Below are 17582 nucleotides of genomic sequence, written 5' to 3' on the forward strand. Positions count from 1 at the left end.
TTCTCAACATTCAAGGATTGAATATGACCGTTGCGATTAAAAAGCAGCTGGACGAAAGCCTGCGCGATGCGCTGCTGGCGCTGTACCTGAACAAGGTCGCGCCCAACGACTCCATGACCCAAAACCTGAAGCTCAGGACCGCCGAGGACTTCTACGAATACTGGCTGCTCGATGTGCTGGTCAGCCAGGACGTGCCCACCACCCCCGTGGCATGTGCCATTGCCAGCCTGCAGCAATACATCAACCGCATCCTGATGAACCTGGAGCCCGGCTACCAACCGACCAGCATCAGCGCCGAGCTCAGACAAACATGGCGCGATGAGATGCATCAGTACCCTATCTGGGCCTCCCATCAGAAGCTGCTTTACTTCCCTGCGACTTATCTCGACCCCGCCCTGAGAGCCAATAAAAGCGCCAACTTCGAGCAATTGGAAAATGCCCTCAGTCAGAACCAGATTCAACCCGGTACCGTTCAATCGGCGATCATGGCTTACCTCGCGCGATTCGAAGAAGTCGCCAATCTGAATATCCTCAATGGCTACATCGATGGCGAGGATTTCGCCAACAGCACCTACTATTTCATTGCCAAGTCCCGCACCGAAAACAGCTACTTCTGGCGCTCGCTGAACATGGCGCAGCGCCCGCTCGATGGTGTGCCGCCACAGCCGCCGGCCACCGCGCCCAAACGAGACCAGCCGGATCCGTACGCCTGGTCGGACTGGGAAAAGGCCGATGTGCCCATTCCTGAACATGCGGCCGAACACTCGGTGCGGCCGGTCTGGTTCAACAATCGCCTGTTCGTGACCTGGGCAGAATGTATCCATCAGGATCCCTCGGCCTCAAGTAGCGCTCCTTTGGATGCCAGCACCCCTCCAGCGAGCCGGAGTCACCCGCTCTTGCGTTTGAGTTACTGCTTCAGGAAACAGGACGGCAGTTGGAGCACGCCGCGGGTGGGGTTGCAAGGTTATTGCGAGGACAAGACGCTTGGCAGCAAGGGCCCGGATGCGATCAAGGCATTGATCGGGACCGTTGCGGTACAGCACAGCAAACTTTCGCGAGACTCACTCTATCTTGCCTTATGTGTACACAACGCCAGAGCCGACTCGGAGCTTGCACCGGCCAAGACGTACAGTTTAATTAAAACGGTTTCAATCGACAGGCACCTGACTCATAACCCTGACAGCTCTGAACTTCTCGAGCCCAGCGATCAGCGCATCCAGACAAAAACACTGTTTCTGGACATCATGGGGGCTGAAACCAAGCCACCCAAGAACATAGCCAACACCCTTTCGAACTTCGACAGGCACTTGAGCGGGATAGTTATCAAGCCCATTGACTCGACCTACTATTTATCCCTTAACGGGGACGATGCTCTTCTTCCGCCAGCGCTAAGCAAGATCAGGTTCTACTCTGGCTCACTCAAATTCAGCCTGACGCCCCCTGACAAGGAATTGCCGTCATCATCCTATATAGCACTGGGTGACGACTCGGAAATCAGGTACATGTACTATGAAAATATCGATGTTGAATATGAAATATCGATCGACCATCTGAACAACGTAATTATCGACAGCGAGGGCGTTACCAGCTTTACGATCCCACATGACTATAACCTCAGAGGAAAACTCATTTCCGTCGAGGCGGTACGTTATTTGATGGCGATGCATAATTCACACAGACAAAGCGCAAAAGCTGAAATAACGTTATATACATCAGGCCAGTCTAAAAAATTCCCGTTCCAATTCTTCTATGAAAAAGAGTTCCTGCATAGAAAATATATTCTTCTCCGCCCCCCAACCCCATCAGACACCGACTCGGTAACCTATGAAAGACTGAGCCCTGTAGCAGAATCACCCTTGGCAGAGAAGCTACCGGCCCTTCACCATTTTCCATTGCAAATCGAAGACCTCGGTGATGACGGAGAGACTTTATTTTACGGCGTTGCGCTGGCCAATCCGCGCGAGCCGAATAAGCTGGTTTCTTTCGCCCTTAAATCCATAAAACTTAACCTGGCTCCTACACTCCGCCAACCGCCAGATATTACATCCGTATCGACACCCGGTCTCGGAACCAGCCAATACATCGATTTCGTCAACTCCGAGATCAGGAACAGCGACGCCAAAAATCAACCGCGCCCGCCGATCCGCTTGAACACCGTATTCGCCGCCGAACTGATCCGTCGCAGCGAAAACAGCCTGGATGAACTGTTCGACTGGACCACACAACACCTGCCGGAGCCCCCGATACCCGGCGACTCGGCTAACGTCATGGATTTCCATGGTGCCTATGGCCGTTATTTCACCGAGCTGTTCCTCTATGTGCCATGGCTGGTAGCCCATCGATTGAATATCGAATATCGGTACGAGGAAGCAGAACGCTGGCTCCGCTATACCTTCGAGCCGGGTCGCAACGCGGATGAATGCTGGAAGAGCGTGCCGCTGACCGATAGCAGCATGCCATCGTACGCCAGTCAGGCACCCCATGATCCGCACCAGATTGCTCTGAGTCATCCCGTGCACTTCTGCAAGGCGCTGTACTTCCTGTACCTGGACATCCTGATCAACCGAGGCGATGCCGCGTACCGCGCAATGACGCCTGACGGTCTCAGCGAGGCGAAGCTCTGGTACGTGCGGGTGCTCGACCTGCTGGGCCCGCGTCCGGTCGTTCGGCGGGCCGCCCCCTGGACGACCGTCAGCCTGCTGACCCTGATCGACACTCCCGATGACGGCCTGCGCGCCTTTGAACACTCAGCGACCCGCCGGACCGATAATCGTGCATTGCTCATTCGCGAAGGCAGTTCGCGATCAACCTTCCCGGCTATCGACAGTCCGCATTTACATTTACCGTTCAATCCGCAACTGCTCAAGTGCTGGGACCTGGCCGAAAGCCGCCTGTACAACTTGCGGCACAACCTCGATATCACCGGCAAGCCGCTGCATTTACCGGTCCTTGCCGCCCCTCCGGACTCGCCCGCGTTGGTTGGCGCCAGTAGCCTGAACATTGCGGAGAACACAGCCCCAGGCCTGCCGAGCGCGAGCATCCCGCACTATCGCTTCACCGTCATGCACAACCAGGCCCAAGCAGCGGCGGAAAGTCTCAGCCAATTCGGCGCCGTCCTGCTATCGCTGATCGAACGCAAAGAGCAGGCCCAGCTGCAGGAACGCCAACAACAGCAAGCCTGGGACCTGGCGAAACTGTCCGTCGATCTGCAACGCCAGGCGCAGCATATCGACCGGCATAACCGTCAGGCGCTGCTGGCCAGTCGGGCGATCGTCCAAGGCCGACTCCGCCACTATCAACAACTGCTGGAGAACGGCCTCAGTGAAATCGAGACCGAGGCCAGCAAGTTGTACTTGAGCAGCGGCGCCTCGGAATTCGATGGATCGAAATCACAGGTCATGGCGGGCGGACTGATGCTGGCGCCGAACATTTTTGGTTTCAGCGCGGGCGGTAGTCGTTGGGAGGGTGCGCTGCACGCGGCCACTGCCATGGCCCAAGGCAACGCTATCAAGAATCGCACCGCCGCCCAGAACCTCGACCGCATGGCACAGTTTACCCGTCGTCGGGAAGACTGGACCCTGGCCAGTGACCAAGCGCGGCTCGAACTGGCCCAGATTGACGCCCAACTGGCAGCTTCCGCCGAACAGGAAACCGCCACGCGCCTGCAACTGCGCCTGTCTGAATCGAGTCTGAGCCAAGCCAAAGCCAACTACGATTTCCTCAGCAAACGCTTCAGCAAGACGCAGCTCTACCAATGGCTGAACAGCCAGTTCGCCACACTCTACCGTCAGGCCTACGACGCAACATCGGCGCTGTGCCTGGCGGCTGAAGCGTGCTGGCAATATGAGCTAGCGGATTTCAACACGCGTTTCGTCCAACCCGGGGCCTGGAATACCTCCTATCGGGGGCTCGGCGCGGGCGAGCAGTTGAAGCTGAGCCTGTTGAACATGCAGGCGCACTACCTACGACGTCACGAGCGAGCGCTGGAAATCCGCAAAACGGTGTCGTTGCGGCAACTGAAAAACCAGACTCCGAACAGTCCTATCAACCAGGATTGGGCGCAAGTTCATGCAGCGTTGAAGAAAGGCCAGTGCGAATTCGAATTGACCCGGGAATTGTTCGAAGACGACTACAAAGACCAGCAACATTACCTGCGACGCATCAAGACCATCAGCGTCTCCCTGCCGGCGGTTGTCGGCCCTTATGAAAACATTCGAGCCACGCTGACTCAGACCGCAAGCAGCGTGTCCATGTCCCCCGGCAAGCATGCAGGCGTCATGGAGAGCCGACGCGCCAATCAACAGATCGCCCTTTCGACGGGTGTCGATGACAACGGTCTGTTCACCTTGAATTTCAACGATGAACGCTACCTGCCCTTTGAATACACCGGCGCGGTTTCCAAATGGCAGTTGACGTTTCCAAACCCCGAGAAACAAAGGAATCTGCTTGAGTCGCTGACCGACGTCATCGTGCATGTGAGCTACACGGCACGGGTAGGGGGAGGCGCCCATGAGTGAACAGAACGCTCTGCCGGTATCCACACCATCATTGCCCAAGGGCGGCGGCGCCATTCAGAGCATCGGCAAGGGTGTGGGCGCCATCGGCGCGCATGGCTCGGCGACCTACGAGATTGCCCTGCCGATTTCGCCGGGCCGAGGCTTTGCCCCGCCATTGTCCCTGAGCTACGCCAGTTCGGCCGGCAACGGCGTGTTCGGCATCGGCTGGGCGCTGTCATTGCCCAGTGTCGCGCGAAGCACCCGCCATGGCGTCCCGGCCTATACCGAGGACGACGAGATCATCGGCCCCGAGGCTGTGGAATGGTTGCCCGAAAGAGATGCCGAGGGGGTCGTCCGCGCTACGCACATCCACCGCTACAAGCATCTGGAGCTGGGCAAGCGTTACGCGGTAACCCGCCACTTTCCGAGAATCGAAAGCCGCTTCGACCGGATCGAGCATTGGTCATCAGTGGATGACAAAGCCGGCTTCTGGCTCGTACACAGCGCCGATGGCAGCCTGCATGTCTTCGGAAAAACCCTCTCGGCGCGTCGAGTCGATCCACGGGATACGAACCGTGTCGGCGAATGGCTGCTGGAAGAAAGCCTGAACGCCCACGGCGAGCACATCCTTTACCACTACAAAACCGATACCAACGCCCAGCGTTACCTGAGTCGAGTGAGCTACGGCAACTTCCAGGCCGATGCAGACCTTTACCTATGGCATCCCAGCCGGCTGGAGGCTGTGCAATGGCATTTCGAACTGGTGTTCGACTATGGCGAGCGAAGCACCGAGTACGAACACACGCCGCGCTATGAAGGCGGGCAATGGCTGGCCCGTGGCGACGGATTTTCCAGCTTTGCCTACGGCTTCGCACTCCGCACCGAACGCCTATGCCGTCAGGTGCTGATGTTTCACCGTTTTACGGATGAATGGGGCCCGGATCCGGTTCTGGTGCGCCGCTTGCTGCTCGATTACCGCCAGACGCCCCTGGGTTATCACCAGTTGATCAGGGCGCATGACCAGGGATTCGGCGAGTCGCAAACCACTGATAACCATCCGCCGGTTGAATTCAGCTACAGCACGTTCACCCTCCCGCAGGATCCCTCTGCCTGGCAGCAGTGGCAAAACATGCCGGGGCTCGACGAAGCCCCGGCTTATCAATGGGTGGATCTGTACGGTGAAGGCACCCCTGGCCTGCTCTATCGGGACGAGGCCTGCTGGTACTACCGCGAGCCCATGCGAGCCAAGGCTGACAGCGATGACATTACCTACGGCCAATGGCGAGCATTGCCGCGACTGCCCGTGACAGACCCGGCCAAACCCGTGCAGCAATCACTGATGGACTTCACGGGCGATGGTCGACTGGACTGGGTCATCGCCCAACCCGGGGTGAGCGGTTTCTTCTCCCTGGGACCCGATCGAAACTGGACGGATTTCGCCACGTTGAAGGCGTTCCCCCCCGAATTTTTCAACCCGCAAGGGCAACTGGCCGACTTGATGGGGGCAAGCCTCTGCGACTTGGCGTTGATCGGCCCTCGCAGCGTTCGACTGTACGCCAACCAGCGGGAGAACGGTTTTGCCACCGCCCGTGAAGTAGCCCGCGACGTCGAGGACGACACTCTCCCGCTCATCAGCGCCTCCCCCAGGGAGTTGGTGGCGTTCAGCGATGTCCTGGGCAGCGGTCAGCAGCACTTGGTGCGCATCCGCCATAACGAAGTGAAATGCTGGCCAAATCTGGGCCGTGGGCGTTTCGGCCAAGGCATCGTGCTGGGTTCGCCTGACCTGGCGTACGACCGCTTCGATGCCTCGCGGATCCGTCTGGCGGACCTCGACGGCTCCGGCGCCACCGACCTGATCTATCTGCAAGCACACCAGGCACTGATCTTCATGAACCGTGGCGGAAATGGCTTTTGCCCGCCCATTGCCCTGCCCTGGCCCGGAGACATGCGCTACGACCACTTATGCCAGGTCAGCATCGCCGACCTGCAAGGGCTCGGCTGCGCCAGCTTGATCCTGAGCGCTCCACACAGGGGGACTCAACACTGGCGTTGCGATTTCGTCAGCGCAAAACCCTATCTGCTCACGGGCACGAACAACAACACTGGTGCAGCCAACCACATCCGCTATCGCAGCTCGGCGCAGGAATGGCTGGATGAAAAAGCCGAAAGAATCGAAGCCGGCCTGCCTCTCACTTGTCATGTGCCCCAGGTCTTGCACTTGGTCTCGAATCACACCCAGGTGGACGAAATAACCGGCAATCGACTGTCCCGCCAATACGTTTATCGCCAGGGCTACTACGACAGCCAGGAACGGGAGTTCCGTGGCTTCGGCCTGTTGCTGCAAACCGACCATGAAACCCCTCGCGACGACGCCGACTCGCAAGGCTTCACTGCGCCCTGCCTGAAAAAGAGTTGGTTCCACACCGGGCAGACCCCGGACCTACCCAGGACCTCGTATAGTCAGGCAGACCCGCTCGCCGTCGCGCTGGGCCGCACAGTGCTCTGCGAACATCAGCCGGACACCGGCAGCGACACGCCCTTGACCTCGCCCACCGCTGCAACCCTTGTGGAAATGTCCCGGGCCCTGGGTGGCCGACTGGTGCGAAGCGAGGTCTTCGGCGTCGATACGCACCTGAACCGCACGACGTTGTATTCGGTCCAGGAAAACCGCTACGGGGTACGGTTGCTCCATGCGCCCGAGGGCAAACGGCGCCACGCCCGAATGCTGCCGCTGCTGCTGGAGAGCATCGGTTACCAGTACGAAGGTCTGACCGACGACCCGCAATGCCAGCACACCGTCAACCTGCAGTACGACGCTTATGGCGGGTTGACCCACAGTCTGGACGTCCATTACGCCCGACGTAAAACCGACGGCGATCCTCCGCCGTTCAGCGACCCCGATCAGCAACGATGGTGGCGCGATGCGCATGACCCGGCGCAACAGTTTCATTACCTGACCGAAACCCGCGCCGAATACATTCACCTGACGGCTCCCCAGGCCTGGCGCCTTGGTCTGCCTTATCGTCGGCGCAGCCATGCCTTGAGGAAGGCAAAGGTTCCCGCAACCGATGGAATGAGCACACGGGACATGACCTATGAAAAGCTCAGCGAACTCATACGGGAACCGAACTGGATGTCCGGGAGTGTCCTGACCGGCCTATCTATCCAACGCTACCGACACGCCGCCAGCGCAGAAACCCTGCCAGACGGCACCGCTCATTTCGAGGCGCTGAGCGATCACCTGGAAACCGCCGAGCTGGATGAGATCGCTTTGCGAGCCTTCCATCTGTTACCGCAGGCCCAGCGCCCCAAAGGAAAGCTGCTGGAAAGAAGCGGCTACCACCGCATGGAGCTGTTTCTACCCGAAACCCCGCCAGACAAAAATATCTGGTCAATCAAAAGCAACTTTGCGACCTACGCGCCACTGGAGGGCTTCCACAGGATCCAGACCTTCCAGGCGAGCAAAAGCCACGGCGTGACCGAGTACAGCTACGACCGCTATCACTGCTTCATCACGGCACTCAAGCTGCCTGACGGCTGTGTCACCCGGGCGCAATACGACTACCGCTCACTTCTGCCGTGGCGCATCACCGATCCCAACGGCAACACCCAGGAAAGTCTCGCCAATGCCTTTGGCCAAGTGTTGGCCAGCACTTTCCATGGCAGCGAGAACAACAGCGCCGCGGGTTTCAAACCGATCGCGCAGTTTCAACGACCGCGCTTCAGCGACCCTACGCGGGTGATCGAACACAGCAGAGAAGCCTTGCAGGGCGCTGCCACCGCACTCTACTACGCGCCCTTCAGTTGGATGGGGCACGTATCCAGCGCTGCGCTGGCTGACACAGACTGGCTGGCGCGCTGCGTCTTGAACGGCGACCTGCTACCCAGCGGGCACATCTGTGCATCGGCCCGGGTGCGAATGGCGCAACTACCTGCTCCTTTTGCCGACGACCTGAAGCTGAAAAACGAAATAGCAGCCTCGGCGCGTGAACCCGTGCACGTCGTCGTCCTGGTGGCCGACCGTTATCCCGGCGACCCGCAGCAACAGATCCGCGTCAGCCTGACTTGCTTCGATGGCTTCGAGCGCACCCTGCAAAGCAAGCAACAGGTCGAGGCAGGCATGGCCTATGTCGTCGACGCCCAAGGTGCATTGACACTCAATGGCGAAAGACCACTGGAGCAGACCGCCGCGAGGCGCTGGCGCGTCAGCGAGCGGGTGGAATACAACAACCTGGGTTTGCCGATCCGCCTCTACCGACCCTACTTCGCCGACGGGCATCGCTATATCAACGACGTGTCCTTGCGTCAGTTCGGTCATTGCGACCAACAGTTCTACGATCCGCTGGGCCGCCCCTCCCACACGCGGCTTGCCAGTCGTGGAGGAGTCTCCCTCTTGCGCCGACATACTCGCCACCCCTGGTACACCCTCGACGAAGACGAGAACGACACCCAGGAAGAGATCATGGCCGAACAGAACCCGACCACCGGAGATGTGGCATGAACCCGCGCCTGCACCGAAAAACACCGACAATCAATGCCGTCGACAACCGAGGATTGTCCGTGCGACAGGTCGCCTACTGCCGGCGTCACACAGACGAACTCGCCCAGGCGCGCATCACCCGCCAAACCTTCGACGTCGCCGGACGCCTGGTTGCCCAATGGGATCCGCGCTTCTCCACCGACGCACCGCAAGCCAACCTGGCCACCGTCTACAGCCTTTCCGGCAGGCCCTTGCGGGTAGACAGCGCCGATGCTGGCTGGCGCCTGAACCTGCCGGGCGATGCCGGCCAGACCCTGCGCTGCTGGGACCAGCGTGGGCACCGCTGGCGCACCCTCTACGACAATCAGCTCAGGCCGACAGAGGTTCATGAACAAGGGGCGCTGGAAGGACAGCGCAGGCTCGAGTGCCTGCGCTACGGCGACAGTTCTCCAGCCGCTGCGGCACACAATCTCTGTGGTGCCCTGACCCGCCACGACGACAGCGCGGGCAGCCTGTTCATCAGCGGCTATGGTTTATGCGGCAAACCGCTAGGCCAGGTCAGGCGTTTCCTGGTCGATGACGCCTCACCCCATTGGCCAGCCGATGAGAAGGATCGCGATGGACTGCTGGAGCCGGGTAACGGCTACGCGACGAACTGGCGCTACGACGCACTGGCTACCCTCATCCAGCAGTCGGATGCGGCCGGGCACCAACAGCGCTACGCATTTGATATCGCCGGTCAACTGAAGTCCGTGAGCCTGCAGATAAAAGGCACTGGACCTGAGAAGACCGTCGTGAGTGATCTGGTCTACAACGCCTCCGGCCAGGTCGAATCCCAGACGGCCGGCAATGGCGTCATCAGCCGTGCGGTGTACGACCCGGCCAATGGCCGACTGATCTCGCTCAATGCTTCAGTGTCCGGCAGCACCCTGCAGGATCTGCGCTACCGCTACGACGCCGTGGGTAACGTGACGCAAATGGAAGACAAGGCCCAACCCGTACAATTCGGCAGCAACCAGCGGGTCGACGCCACCAGTACGTTCAACTACGACAGCCTCTACCAATTGATCACCGCGACCGGCCGTGAAGCAGCGGGGCAGACCGGCAACCCCAGCCTTCCTGCGCTCGGCCGAGTGCCATTCGATGCCCGGCAACTGTTCAAGTTTACCGAGCACTACGAGTACGACGCCGGCGGCAACCTGATCGAACTGCGCCATGTCCGCGACCGCAACCACTACACACGGCGCTACAACCTGTCCGCCACGAGCAATCGTCTCCTGTCCTGGAACACTGGCGACTCAACGCCCGCCGTGGCCGTTGCTTTCGATGACAACGGCAACCAGCAAGGGCTTGGTCCGGGCCAGGAGTTAGAGTGGAATTCCCGCAATCAACTCGCCAAGGTAACGTTGGTCCGCCGCGAAGGCGGACCCGACGATAACGAACGTTACTGCTACGACAGCAATGGGCTACGGGTACGCAAGATACAAACCACCCGGGCCGCGGCGGTGACGCACACTCGGGACGTCCGCTACCTGCCCGGCCTGGAAGTGCATAGCCGTCACAACGAGCGCTTGGAGGTCATCACCGTGCAAGCCGGCCGTTGCAGTGTGCGCTATCTACACTGGACCGAAGGACGCCCGGCCGGTATTGCGACCAACCCGTTTCGCTACAGCCTCGACGACCACCTGGGGTCCAGCACAATGGAACTCGATAATGAGGGCCGGCTGATCAGCCAGGAAAACTACTTGCCATACGGTGGAACCGCGTGGGCGGCTTCCCGCTCAGCCGTGGAAGCCGATTACCGGACCATTCGCTACTCCGGCAAAGAGCGCGACGCGAGCGGACTGTACTACTACGGACACCGTTACTACGCACCCTGGCTGCAACGCTGGATAAGTCCCGACCCGGCGGGAGCGATCGACGGGTTGAATCTGTATTGCATGGTGGGCAACAACCCATTGCGCTACACCGATCCGAATGGCCACGACAAAGAAGACGTCAACCTCAAGCAGGAGATAGCGGTTTACCCCAATATCCTGTCTGCGATAAACAACCGGGTCAGCACGTTGAACTATCAGCTGTACAACAGCATGAGAACGAAAGACATCACCAAGCGCGTTTTCCAGGCCTACGCCTACAACGCCTTCAAGAACCTGGCCTCGCTGGGCGCCGGCGCCCTGGCTGCACCGGCCGGGTTGGTCGGTTCATGGACAGCCATGAGCGGCACCGCGGTGGGAATCGATACCCTGGCCGGCAAAGTAGATGCAACGCGACACCTGCCTGCTTCGGTTTATCCACAAGTCAGTCGACTGGACCCCGAAGAGATCGAGCATGAGGGCAGGACGGCCTTCTACGACCTGAACGCAAAGTCCCGCAAAGCCATAAAGGACCTGGACCCGCGTAATACGACCGGACAAAAAAAACTGTCATTGATGATGACCAGTTTCATCCTGACCAAGGTACTTCGGATTCCCGGCGCATGGATCGCCAACTTCGAAGCATCCACCCAGGCAACCAAGACTTCCAACGGTATCCCGGGACAAAAGATCCAGCGTTTGGACAATGCGCTGCTTGAGCTCGATAAGCATCTGGAACATGACGCCAAGGCCATTGATACCGCATTCGATACGCTTGGGGTGGAGGAGTTTTATACCCATGGCGCGAAGGGACTGCTGGATCGAACCCTGGACCGAATGAGCAATGCGACGGGCACCGCAAGCGCTCGAACAGTGCGCCGTACCGAAATACAGCAACAGATCCGCGTCACTCGGGCAAACATACAACACGGACGGGAACTGCTGTTCAGGCTCAACCAATACAACCAATCACGGGGCCGATATGCGATCGTCTAGCGTGCCGGAGACAAACCCCGGGTCAATCGACCCAGCAACATCCGCTGCGCGGCAGCGCTTCAGGCACTGATCGCATCGATGAGCACCCACCGTTTCCCAAACGGATCGCCCACCACCATGTCCTGGCTGCCCCAGGGCATGGCGTGGGTTCGTGGGCGAGCGAAGGTGTATGGCTTGACGGGCCATTGCGCCTGATTCATGCACCTGCCTGCCCTGCTCTCGCCAGGAACCGCCCCTCCCTGCGTCCGTTCGCCTGCCCATCGCTGTAGCTCAGAACGCCGTTGACCCACACCCCATCAATGCCTTCGGCAGCCCGTTGCGGCTCGATGAAGTCTGCGACATCGCGAATGGTGTGCGGATTGAACAGCACCAGGTCCGCCCAATGCCCTTCACGAATTTCACCGCGCGCCTTCAAGCCGAAGCGTGCCGCGGAAAGACCGGTCATTTTGTGCACGGCGGTATGCAGCGGAAAAAGCCCGACGTCACGACTGAAATGTCCCAGCACCCGGGGGAAAGCGCCCCACAAGCGTGGATGGGGGAATGGGTCTTCGGGCAAACCGTCGGAGCCGATCATGGACAGCGGGTGCGCGAGGATTCGCCTGACATCGGCTTCATCCATGCCGTAGTACACCGCGCCAGCCGGCTGCAAGCGGCGCGCCGCTTCCAACAACGGCACACCCCACTCGCCGGCAATGTCGACAAGGTCACGACCGCCCATCGCTGGATGAGGCGTCGACCAGGTGATGGTGATGGGATGGGCATCGGTCACTTGCTTGAGATCCAGCGTCGAAGAGCTTGCCGCATAGGGGTAGCAGTCACAGCCGACCGGATGTTTCCTTGCAGCGTTTTCCAGCGCGGCGAGCACTTGCGGACTACGCCCCCAATTACCGACGCCGGCACATTTGAGGTGGGAAATAATCACCGGGCTCTGTGCATGACGGCCGATCTGGAAAGCCTCGTCCATGGCTTCGAGCACCGGTTCGAATTCGCTGCGCAGGTGAGTGGTATAGACCGCGTCGTATGCACTCAGCTCTTCGGTCAGTTGCATGACTTCATCAGTAGACGCTGAAAACGCGTTGGCGTAGGCCAGGCCGGTGGACAAGCCCAACGCACCGCCCTCCAGGCTTTCGCGCAGTTGCTGACGCATGGCGGCGATTTCTCCCACGCTGGCCGTGCGCAACAAATCATCCATGTGGTTACTGCGCAATGCCGTGTGGCCCACCAGCGCGGCGACGTTGATCGCCGGAGCAGCGCCTTCTACCGCGTCACGATAATCGCTGAAACGTGGATAAACGAACGCCTGGGCGGTGCCGAGCAGGTTCATCGGGTCCGGCGGATCGCCCCGTAGACGCACCGGGGAAGCACTGATCCCGCAGTTGCCGACGATCACCGTAGTCACCCCCTGGCTGAGCTTGGGCAGCATCTGCGGTTGGCGGATGACCATCGTGTCGTCGTGGGTGTGCACGTCGATGAACCCCGGTGCCAGCACGCGACCAGCGGCGTCGAGCTCGTTAATCCCCTGGGCTGCGCCGAGGTCGCCGATGCGCTCGATGCGCCCGGCACGAATCGCCACATCAGCGGTGTAGCCAGGCACGTCGCGGCCATCGATGACCAGCGCATTACGGATAAGGGTGTCGTACAGCATGTCAGTCTCCCAGCGGCAAGTCGTCGTCGCCGCCACGGTAGTCGTCCAGGGCGAGTTTGACTCGGCGCAGGCGCTCTTGATTGTCTTCGGGATTTGCCAACGCAAGTTCGGTGGCGAGCACATCGATAGCCAGCAGCATGCCGTAGCGCGCCGCCGTAGGTTTGTAGATGAAGGAGGTTTCGGCGCCTTGCAAAGGCAACACGACATCGGCCAATCGGGCCAGCGGGGAGTCGGCCCGGGTGATCGCCAGGATCGCGGCGCCGTAACTCCGCGCCAATTCAACTGCACCGAGCAGTTCCGGGGTGATGCCAGTGAGCGAGCAGGCGATGAGCACATTCGCCTCGCTCAACGAGGTGGCGGTGATGCGCATCATCACCGGGTCGCGGCACACGGCAATCGGATAACCGAAACGTACCAGACGCACCTGCAACTCCTCACTGCACAACGCCGACCAGCCACCGAGCCCGAACGCATGAATCATCCGTGCCTTGCCGAGCATCCGCACGGCATCGGCGAACCGCGTCTCTTCGAACGCCGACAGATGCTGACGCAACGTGGCTTCGATATCGCCGACAATCTGCCCATAAAACGCCGATTGCTCGGGCGCGCCTGCGGGGTCGAGAAAACGACTGCCGACCCCGCTGGCCTGGGCCAGTTGCAGGCGCAGGTCCCGCAGGTCACGACAACCGACGGTACGGGCGAAGCGCGACAGCGTGGCGCTGCTGACTTCGGCGCGCCGGGCCAGGTCGTCCAGGCTGGCGGAGGCGGCAAATCCTACGTCGTCGAGCATCAGCCTGGCGATTCGTCCTTCGCCGGCACTAAAGGAATCCTGACGAGCGCGGATCTGGTAGAGGATGTCCATGACGGCTCCTGTGTGGTTGCGTTGCGCTCAGAGCAAACGCGCGAGCCCAAGGGTCAAGCCGAAGGCGACCAGGGAGATCAGCGTTTCCAGCACGGTCCAGGTCTTGAAGGTTTGGGCAACGGTCATGTTGAAATATTCCTTGATCAGCCAGAAACCGCCGTCGTTGACGTGGGAAAAGATAACCGACCCGGCCCCGGTTGCCAGTACCAGCAACTCGGGATGGGGATAGCCCAGGCCGATCGCCACGGGCGCGACGATGCCCGAGGCGGTCGTCATCGCCACCGTGGCCGAACCGGTGGCGACGCGCATCAACGCGGCGAACAGCCAGCCCATGACCAGTGGCGACAATTGGAATTCCTGGGCCAGCCCGACGATTTGTTGCGTGACCCCGGCGTCCACCAGAATCCGGTTCAAGCCGCCACCGGCCCCTACCAGCAAGGTGATGCTGGCCGTGGGTGCCAGGCATTCGTTGGTGAACTTGAGGATCGACTCGCGGTTGAAGCCCTGAGCCAGGCCGAGGGACCAGAAGCTGAGGACGGTCGCCAGCAACAACGCAATCACCGAGTTGCCGATGAACAGCAGGAACTGGTTGAAACCGCTGCCCGGCGTAGAGATCAGGTTGGCCCAGCCACCGATCAGCATCAGGATCACGGGCAGCAGGATGGTCCCCAGGGTGATGCCGAAACCCGGCAGCCTGGCGCGAGGCTCGCGGTCGAGAAACTGTCGTTCCAACGGGTTCTCTGCCGGCAACTGGATGCGCGGCACGATGAATTTTGCATACAGCGGACCCGCGATGATCGCGGTGGGGATGCCGATCAGGATCGCGTACAGCAAGGTCTGCCCCACCGAGGCCTGGAACGCCTGCACCGCCAGCATTGCTGCCGGATGCGGCGGCACCAGGGCATGGACCACCGAGAGCCCGGCGACCATCGGCAGTCCCACCATCAGGATCGACACGCCCACGCGCCGGGCGACGGTGAACGCGATGGGTACCAGCAGCACAAAACCGACTTCGAAGAACAGCGGCAGCCCGACCAGGAAGGCGATACACACCATCGCCCAATGGGCGTTTCGCTCGCCGAAGCGTTCGATCAGGGTCTGCGCCATCCGCTCCGCACCGCCGGACTCGGCCATCATCTTGCCGAGCATCGTACCCAGGGCCACCACCAGCGCAATGTGCCCCAGCGTCTTGCCCACACCGGCCTCATACGCGCCCACCACGCCCGACGGCGGCATCCCCACCAATAGCGCGAGGCCGATGGAGACCAGGGTGATCACGATGAACGGATTGAGCCGGTAGCGGGCGATCAGGACGATCAGCGCAATGATGGCGATGGCCGCGTAGACCAAGAGCCAATAACCGAAAGCAGGTGCCATGCGGTACTCCTTGAACAGGGTCACGTCTATGAGTTGTGAAACTCATAAATCATTTCAAGGAACAATCTTCAAATGCTTTGAAAATAACTTTCGCGCCTGGGTAAGACGTGTCGCTGACGGACATTGCGAAGCAGCCGCCATGAAAATCCACCGCAAGATTTTCATGCCTGTGGGAGCAAAGCTTGCTCACGACAGCGGCAGACCCGCCAATGCCGTTGCTGACCGACTTGTCTGGATCGCGAGCAAGCTTTGCCCCCACAGGTCCACTGTTCCTACGCCCGGCAATTGCGTACCATCCTTCTGCTTTTTGCACCACGTCCCCCCGGCAGCCGACTCCCAACCGGCGCCCAGTCAGGTAAACCATGAAACCAGCACGCCTTCGCGCCGACGTCCTCGCCGGCCTTACCACGTCTTTCGCCTTGCTCCCCGAATGCATCGCCTTCGCCCTGGTGGCCCACCTCAACCCGTTGATGGGGCTGTACGGCGCTTTCGTCATCTGCACCCTGACCGCACTGTTTGGCGGACGGCCGGGCATGGTGTCAGGTGCGGCTGGATCGATGGCGGTGGTGATCGTCGCGCTGGTGGTGCAGCACGGCGTGCAGTACCTGCTGGCCACGGTATTGCTGGGTGGGTTGCTCATGATGGCATTCGGGTTGTTGCGGCTGGGCAAGCTGGTGCGCATGGTGCCGCACCCGGTGATGCTCGGCTTCGTCAATGGCCTGGCGATTGTCATTGCGGTGGCCCAACTGGAGCATTTCAAGCGCGGCGAAACCTGGCTCAGTGGCGCACCGCTGTACTGGATGGTGGGCCTGGTGGCGCTGACCATGGCCATTGTCTACCTGTTGCCACGCCTGACCCGCAGCGTGCCACCGGCCCTGGTGGCGATTCTCGGCGTCGGCCTGACGGTCTACCTGTTCGGCCTGCCGACCCGCACGCTGGGCGACATGGCGCACATTGCCGGCGGCTTACCCGACTTTGCCTTGCCGGACATTCCCTGGAACCTGGAAACCCTGCAGATCGTGTTGCCCTATGCGGTGATCATGGCGCTGGTCGGTTTGCTGGAAACCCTGCTGACCCTGAACCTGACCGATGAAATCACCGAAAGCCGCGGTTATCCGGACCGCGAGTGCGTGGCGCTCGGCGCGGCGAATATCGCCTCCGGCCTGTTCGGCGGCATGGGCGGTTGCGCCATGATCGGCCAGACGGTGATCAACCTCAGTTCCGGTGGACGCGGTCGGTTGTCCGGTGCGGTGGCCGGGGTGATGGTGCTGCTGTTCGTCTTGTTCCTATCGCCACTGATCGAGCGCATCCCGCTTGCTGCCCTGGTGGGCGTGATGTTCGTCGTGGCGCAGCAGACCTTTGCCTGGGCCTCGCTGCGGGTGATCAACAAGGTGCCGGCGAATGATGTGCTGGTCATCATTGCCGTGACCGTCATCACCGTGTTCACCGACCTGGCCGTGGCAGTGCTGTGCGGCATCATCGTCGCGGCGCTCAACTTCGCCTGGCAACAGGCCCGGGAACTCTACGCCGACACCCATCTGGAGGCCGACGGCAGCAAACTCTATCGCCTGCACGGCACACTGTTCTTCGCCTCGACCACGCCGTTTCTCAACCAATTCGACCCGGCCAATGATCCAATTCAGGTGACCCTGGATTGCCGTCATCTGAGCTTCGTCGACTACTCGGCCATCGCCGCGTTGAAGACCCTGCGTGACCGTTACAGCAAGGCTGGCAAACACCTCCGAGTGTTCCACCTCTCGGAACGCTGCAAGCAGATGCTCAAGCGCGCCGGCGTGCATCACGACTGATACAACCGTGGGAGCAGGCTCGCTCCACAGGGGACCGGGCAGGATCGGGATTTTGTGGTCGT

8 protein-coding genes are annotated in these 17582 nt (G+C 60.5%); 4 read left to right on the forward strand and 4 right to left on the reverse strand.

The features are described from left to right. Window positions 1-23: 23 nt before the first annotated feature. Genes CGA22_RS10870 through CGA22_RS10880 form a run of 3 tightly spaced genes read left to right on the forward strand, consistent with a single transcriptional unit; the run spans window position 24 to window position 11828 of the window. Window positions 24-4517, forward strand: coding sequence for a neuraminidase-like domain-containing protein (locus CGA22_RS10870; RefSeq protein ID WP_041024862.1), 4494 nt, complete (start codon window positions 24-26; stop codon window positions 4515-4517). Continuing rightward, window positions 4510-8997, forward strand: coding sequence for a SpvB/TcaC N-terminal domain-containing protein (locus CGA22_RS10875; RefSeq protein WP_041024863.1), 4488 nt, complete (start codon window positions 4510-4512; stop codon window positions 8995-8997). Before CGA22_RS10870 ends, CGA22_RS10875 begins: the two co-directional genes overlap by 8 nt. Beyond that, window positions 8994-11828, forward strand: coding sequence for an RHS repeat-associated core domain-containing protein (locus tag CGA22_RS10880; protein ID WP_188258582.1), 2835 nt, complete (start codon window positions 8994-8996; stop codon window positions 11826-11828). The genes CGA22_RS10875 and CGA22_RS10880 overlap by 4 nt, the downstream gene beginning before the upstream one ends. Before the next feature lie 59 nt (window positions 11829-11887). On the opposite strand, the gene CGA22_RS10885 is transcribed toward CGA22_RS10880, so the two are convergent. The 4 genes from CGA22_RS10885 to CGA22_RS10900 are packed head-to-tail and all read right to left on the reverse strand — an operon-like array spanning window position 11888 to window position 15712. After that, window positions 11888-12028: a hypothetical protein gene (locus tag CGA22_RS10885; RefSeq protein ID WP_156996977.1), complete on the reverse strand. Its 141-nt coding sequence runs from the start codon at window positions 12026-12028 to the stop codon at window positions 11888-11890. Next, the gene (locus tag CGA22_RS10890; protein WP_041024864.1) at window positions 12025-13473 is read right to left on the reverse strand and encodes an N-acyl-D-amino-acid deacylase family protein; all 1449 of its coding nucleotides are present in this window, start codon (window positions 13471-13473) and stop codon (window positions 12025-12027) included. The genes CGA22_RS10885 and CGA22_RS10890 overlap by 4 nt, the downstream gene beginning before the upstream one ends. Before the next feature lies 1 nt (window position 13474). Next, the gene (locus CGA22_RS10895; protein ID WP_041024865.1) at window positions 13475-14335 is read right to left on the reverse strand and encodes a MurR/RpiR family transcriptional regulator; all 861 of its coding nucleotides are present in this window, start codon (window positions 14333-14335) and stop codon (window positions 13475-13477) included. Between the two features lie 27 nt (window positions 14336-14362). Then, window positions 14363-15712 carry a gluconate:H+ symporter gene (locus CGA22_RS10900; protein ID WP_041024866.1) on the reverse strand — a complete coding sequence of 450 codons (1350 nt, stop codon included), beginning with the start codon at window positions 15710-15712 and terminating at the stop codon, window positions 14363-14365. 362 nt (window positions 15713-16074) lie between these two features. Between CGA22_RS10900 and CGA22_RS10910 the strand changes: the two genes are divergently transcribed. Then, the gene (locus tag CGA22_RS10910) at window positions 16075-17520 is read left to right on the forward strand and encodes a SulP family inorganic anion transporter (protein ID WP_041024867.1); all 1446 of its coding nucleotides are present in this window, start codon (window positions 16075-16077) and stop codon (window positions 17518-17520) included. Window positions 17521-17582 lie beyond the last annotated feature (62 nt).

Origin of the sequence: Pseudomonas sp. PSB18, assembly GCF_014596565.1 — a bacterium.
Taxonomy (GTDB): domain Bacteria; phylum Pseudomonadota; class Gammaproteobacteria; order Pseudomonadales; family Pseudomonadaceae; genus Aquipseudomonas.

Coding starts and splice junctions, on each gene's coding strand:
- CGA22_RS10870 (WP_041024862.1), top strand. CDS start 24: ATGACCGTTGCGATTAAAAAGCAGCTGGACGAAAGCCTGCGCGATGCG.
- CGA22_RS10875 (WP_041024863.1), top strand. CDS start 4,510: ATGAGTGAACAGAACGCTCTGCCGGTATCCACACCATCATTGCCCAAG.
- CGA22_RS10880 (WP_188258582.1), top strand. CDS start 8,994: ATGAACCCGCGCCTGCACCGAAAAACACCGACAATCAATGCCGTCGAC.
- CGA22_RS10885 (WP_156996977.1), bottom strand. CDS start 12,028: ATGAATCAGGCGCAATGGCCCGTCAAGCCATACACCTTCGCTCGCCCA.
- CGA22_RS10890 (WP_041024864.1), bottom strand. CDS start 13,473: ATGCTGTACGACACCCTTATCCGTAATGCGCTGGTCATCGATGGCCGC.
- CGA22_RS10895 (WP_041024865.1), bottom strand. CDS start 14,335: ATGGACATCCTCTACCAGATCCGCGCTCGTCAGGATTCCTTTAGTGCC.
- CGA22_RS10900 (WP_041024866.1), bottom strand. CDS start 15,712: ATGGCACCTGCTTTCGGTTATTGGCTCTTGGTCTACGCGGCCATCGCC.
- CGA22_RS10910 (WP_041024867.1), top strand. CDS start 16,075: ATGAAACCAGCACGCCTTCGCGCCGACGTCCTCGCCGGCCTTACCACG.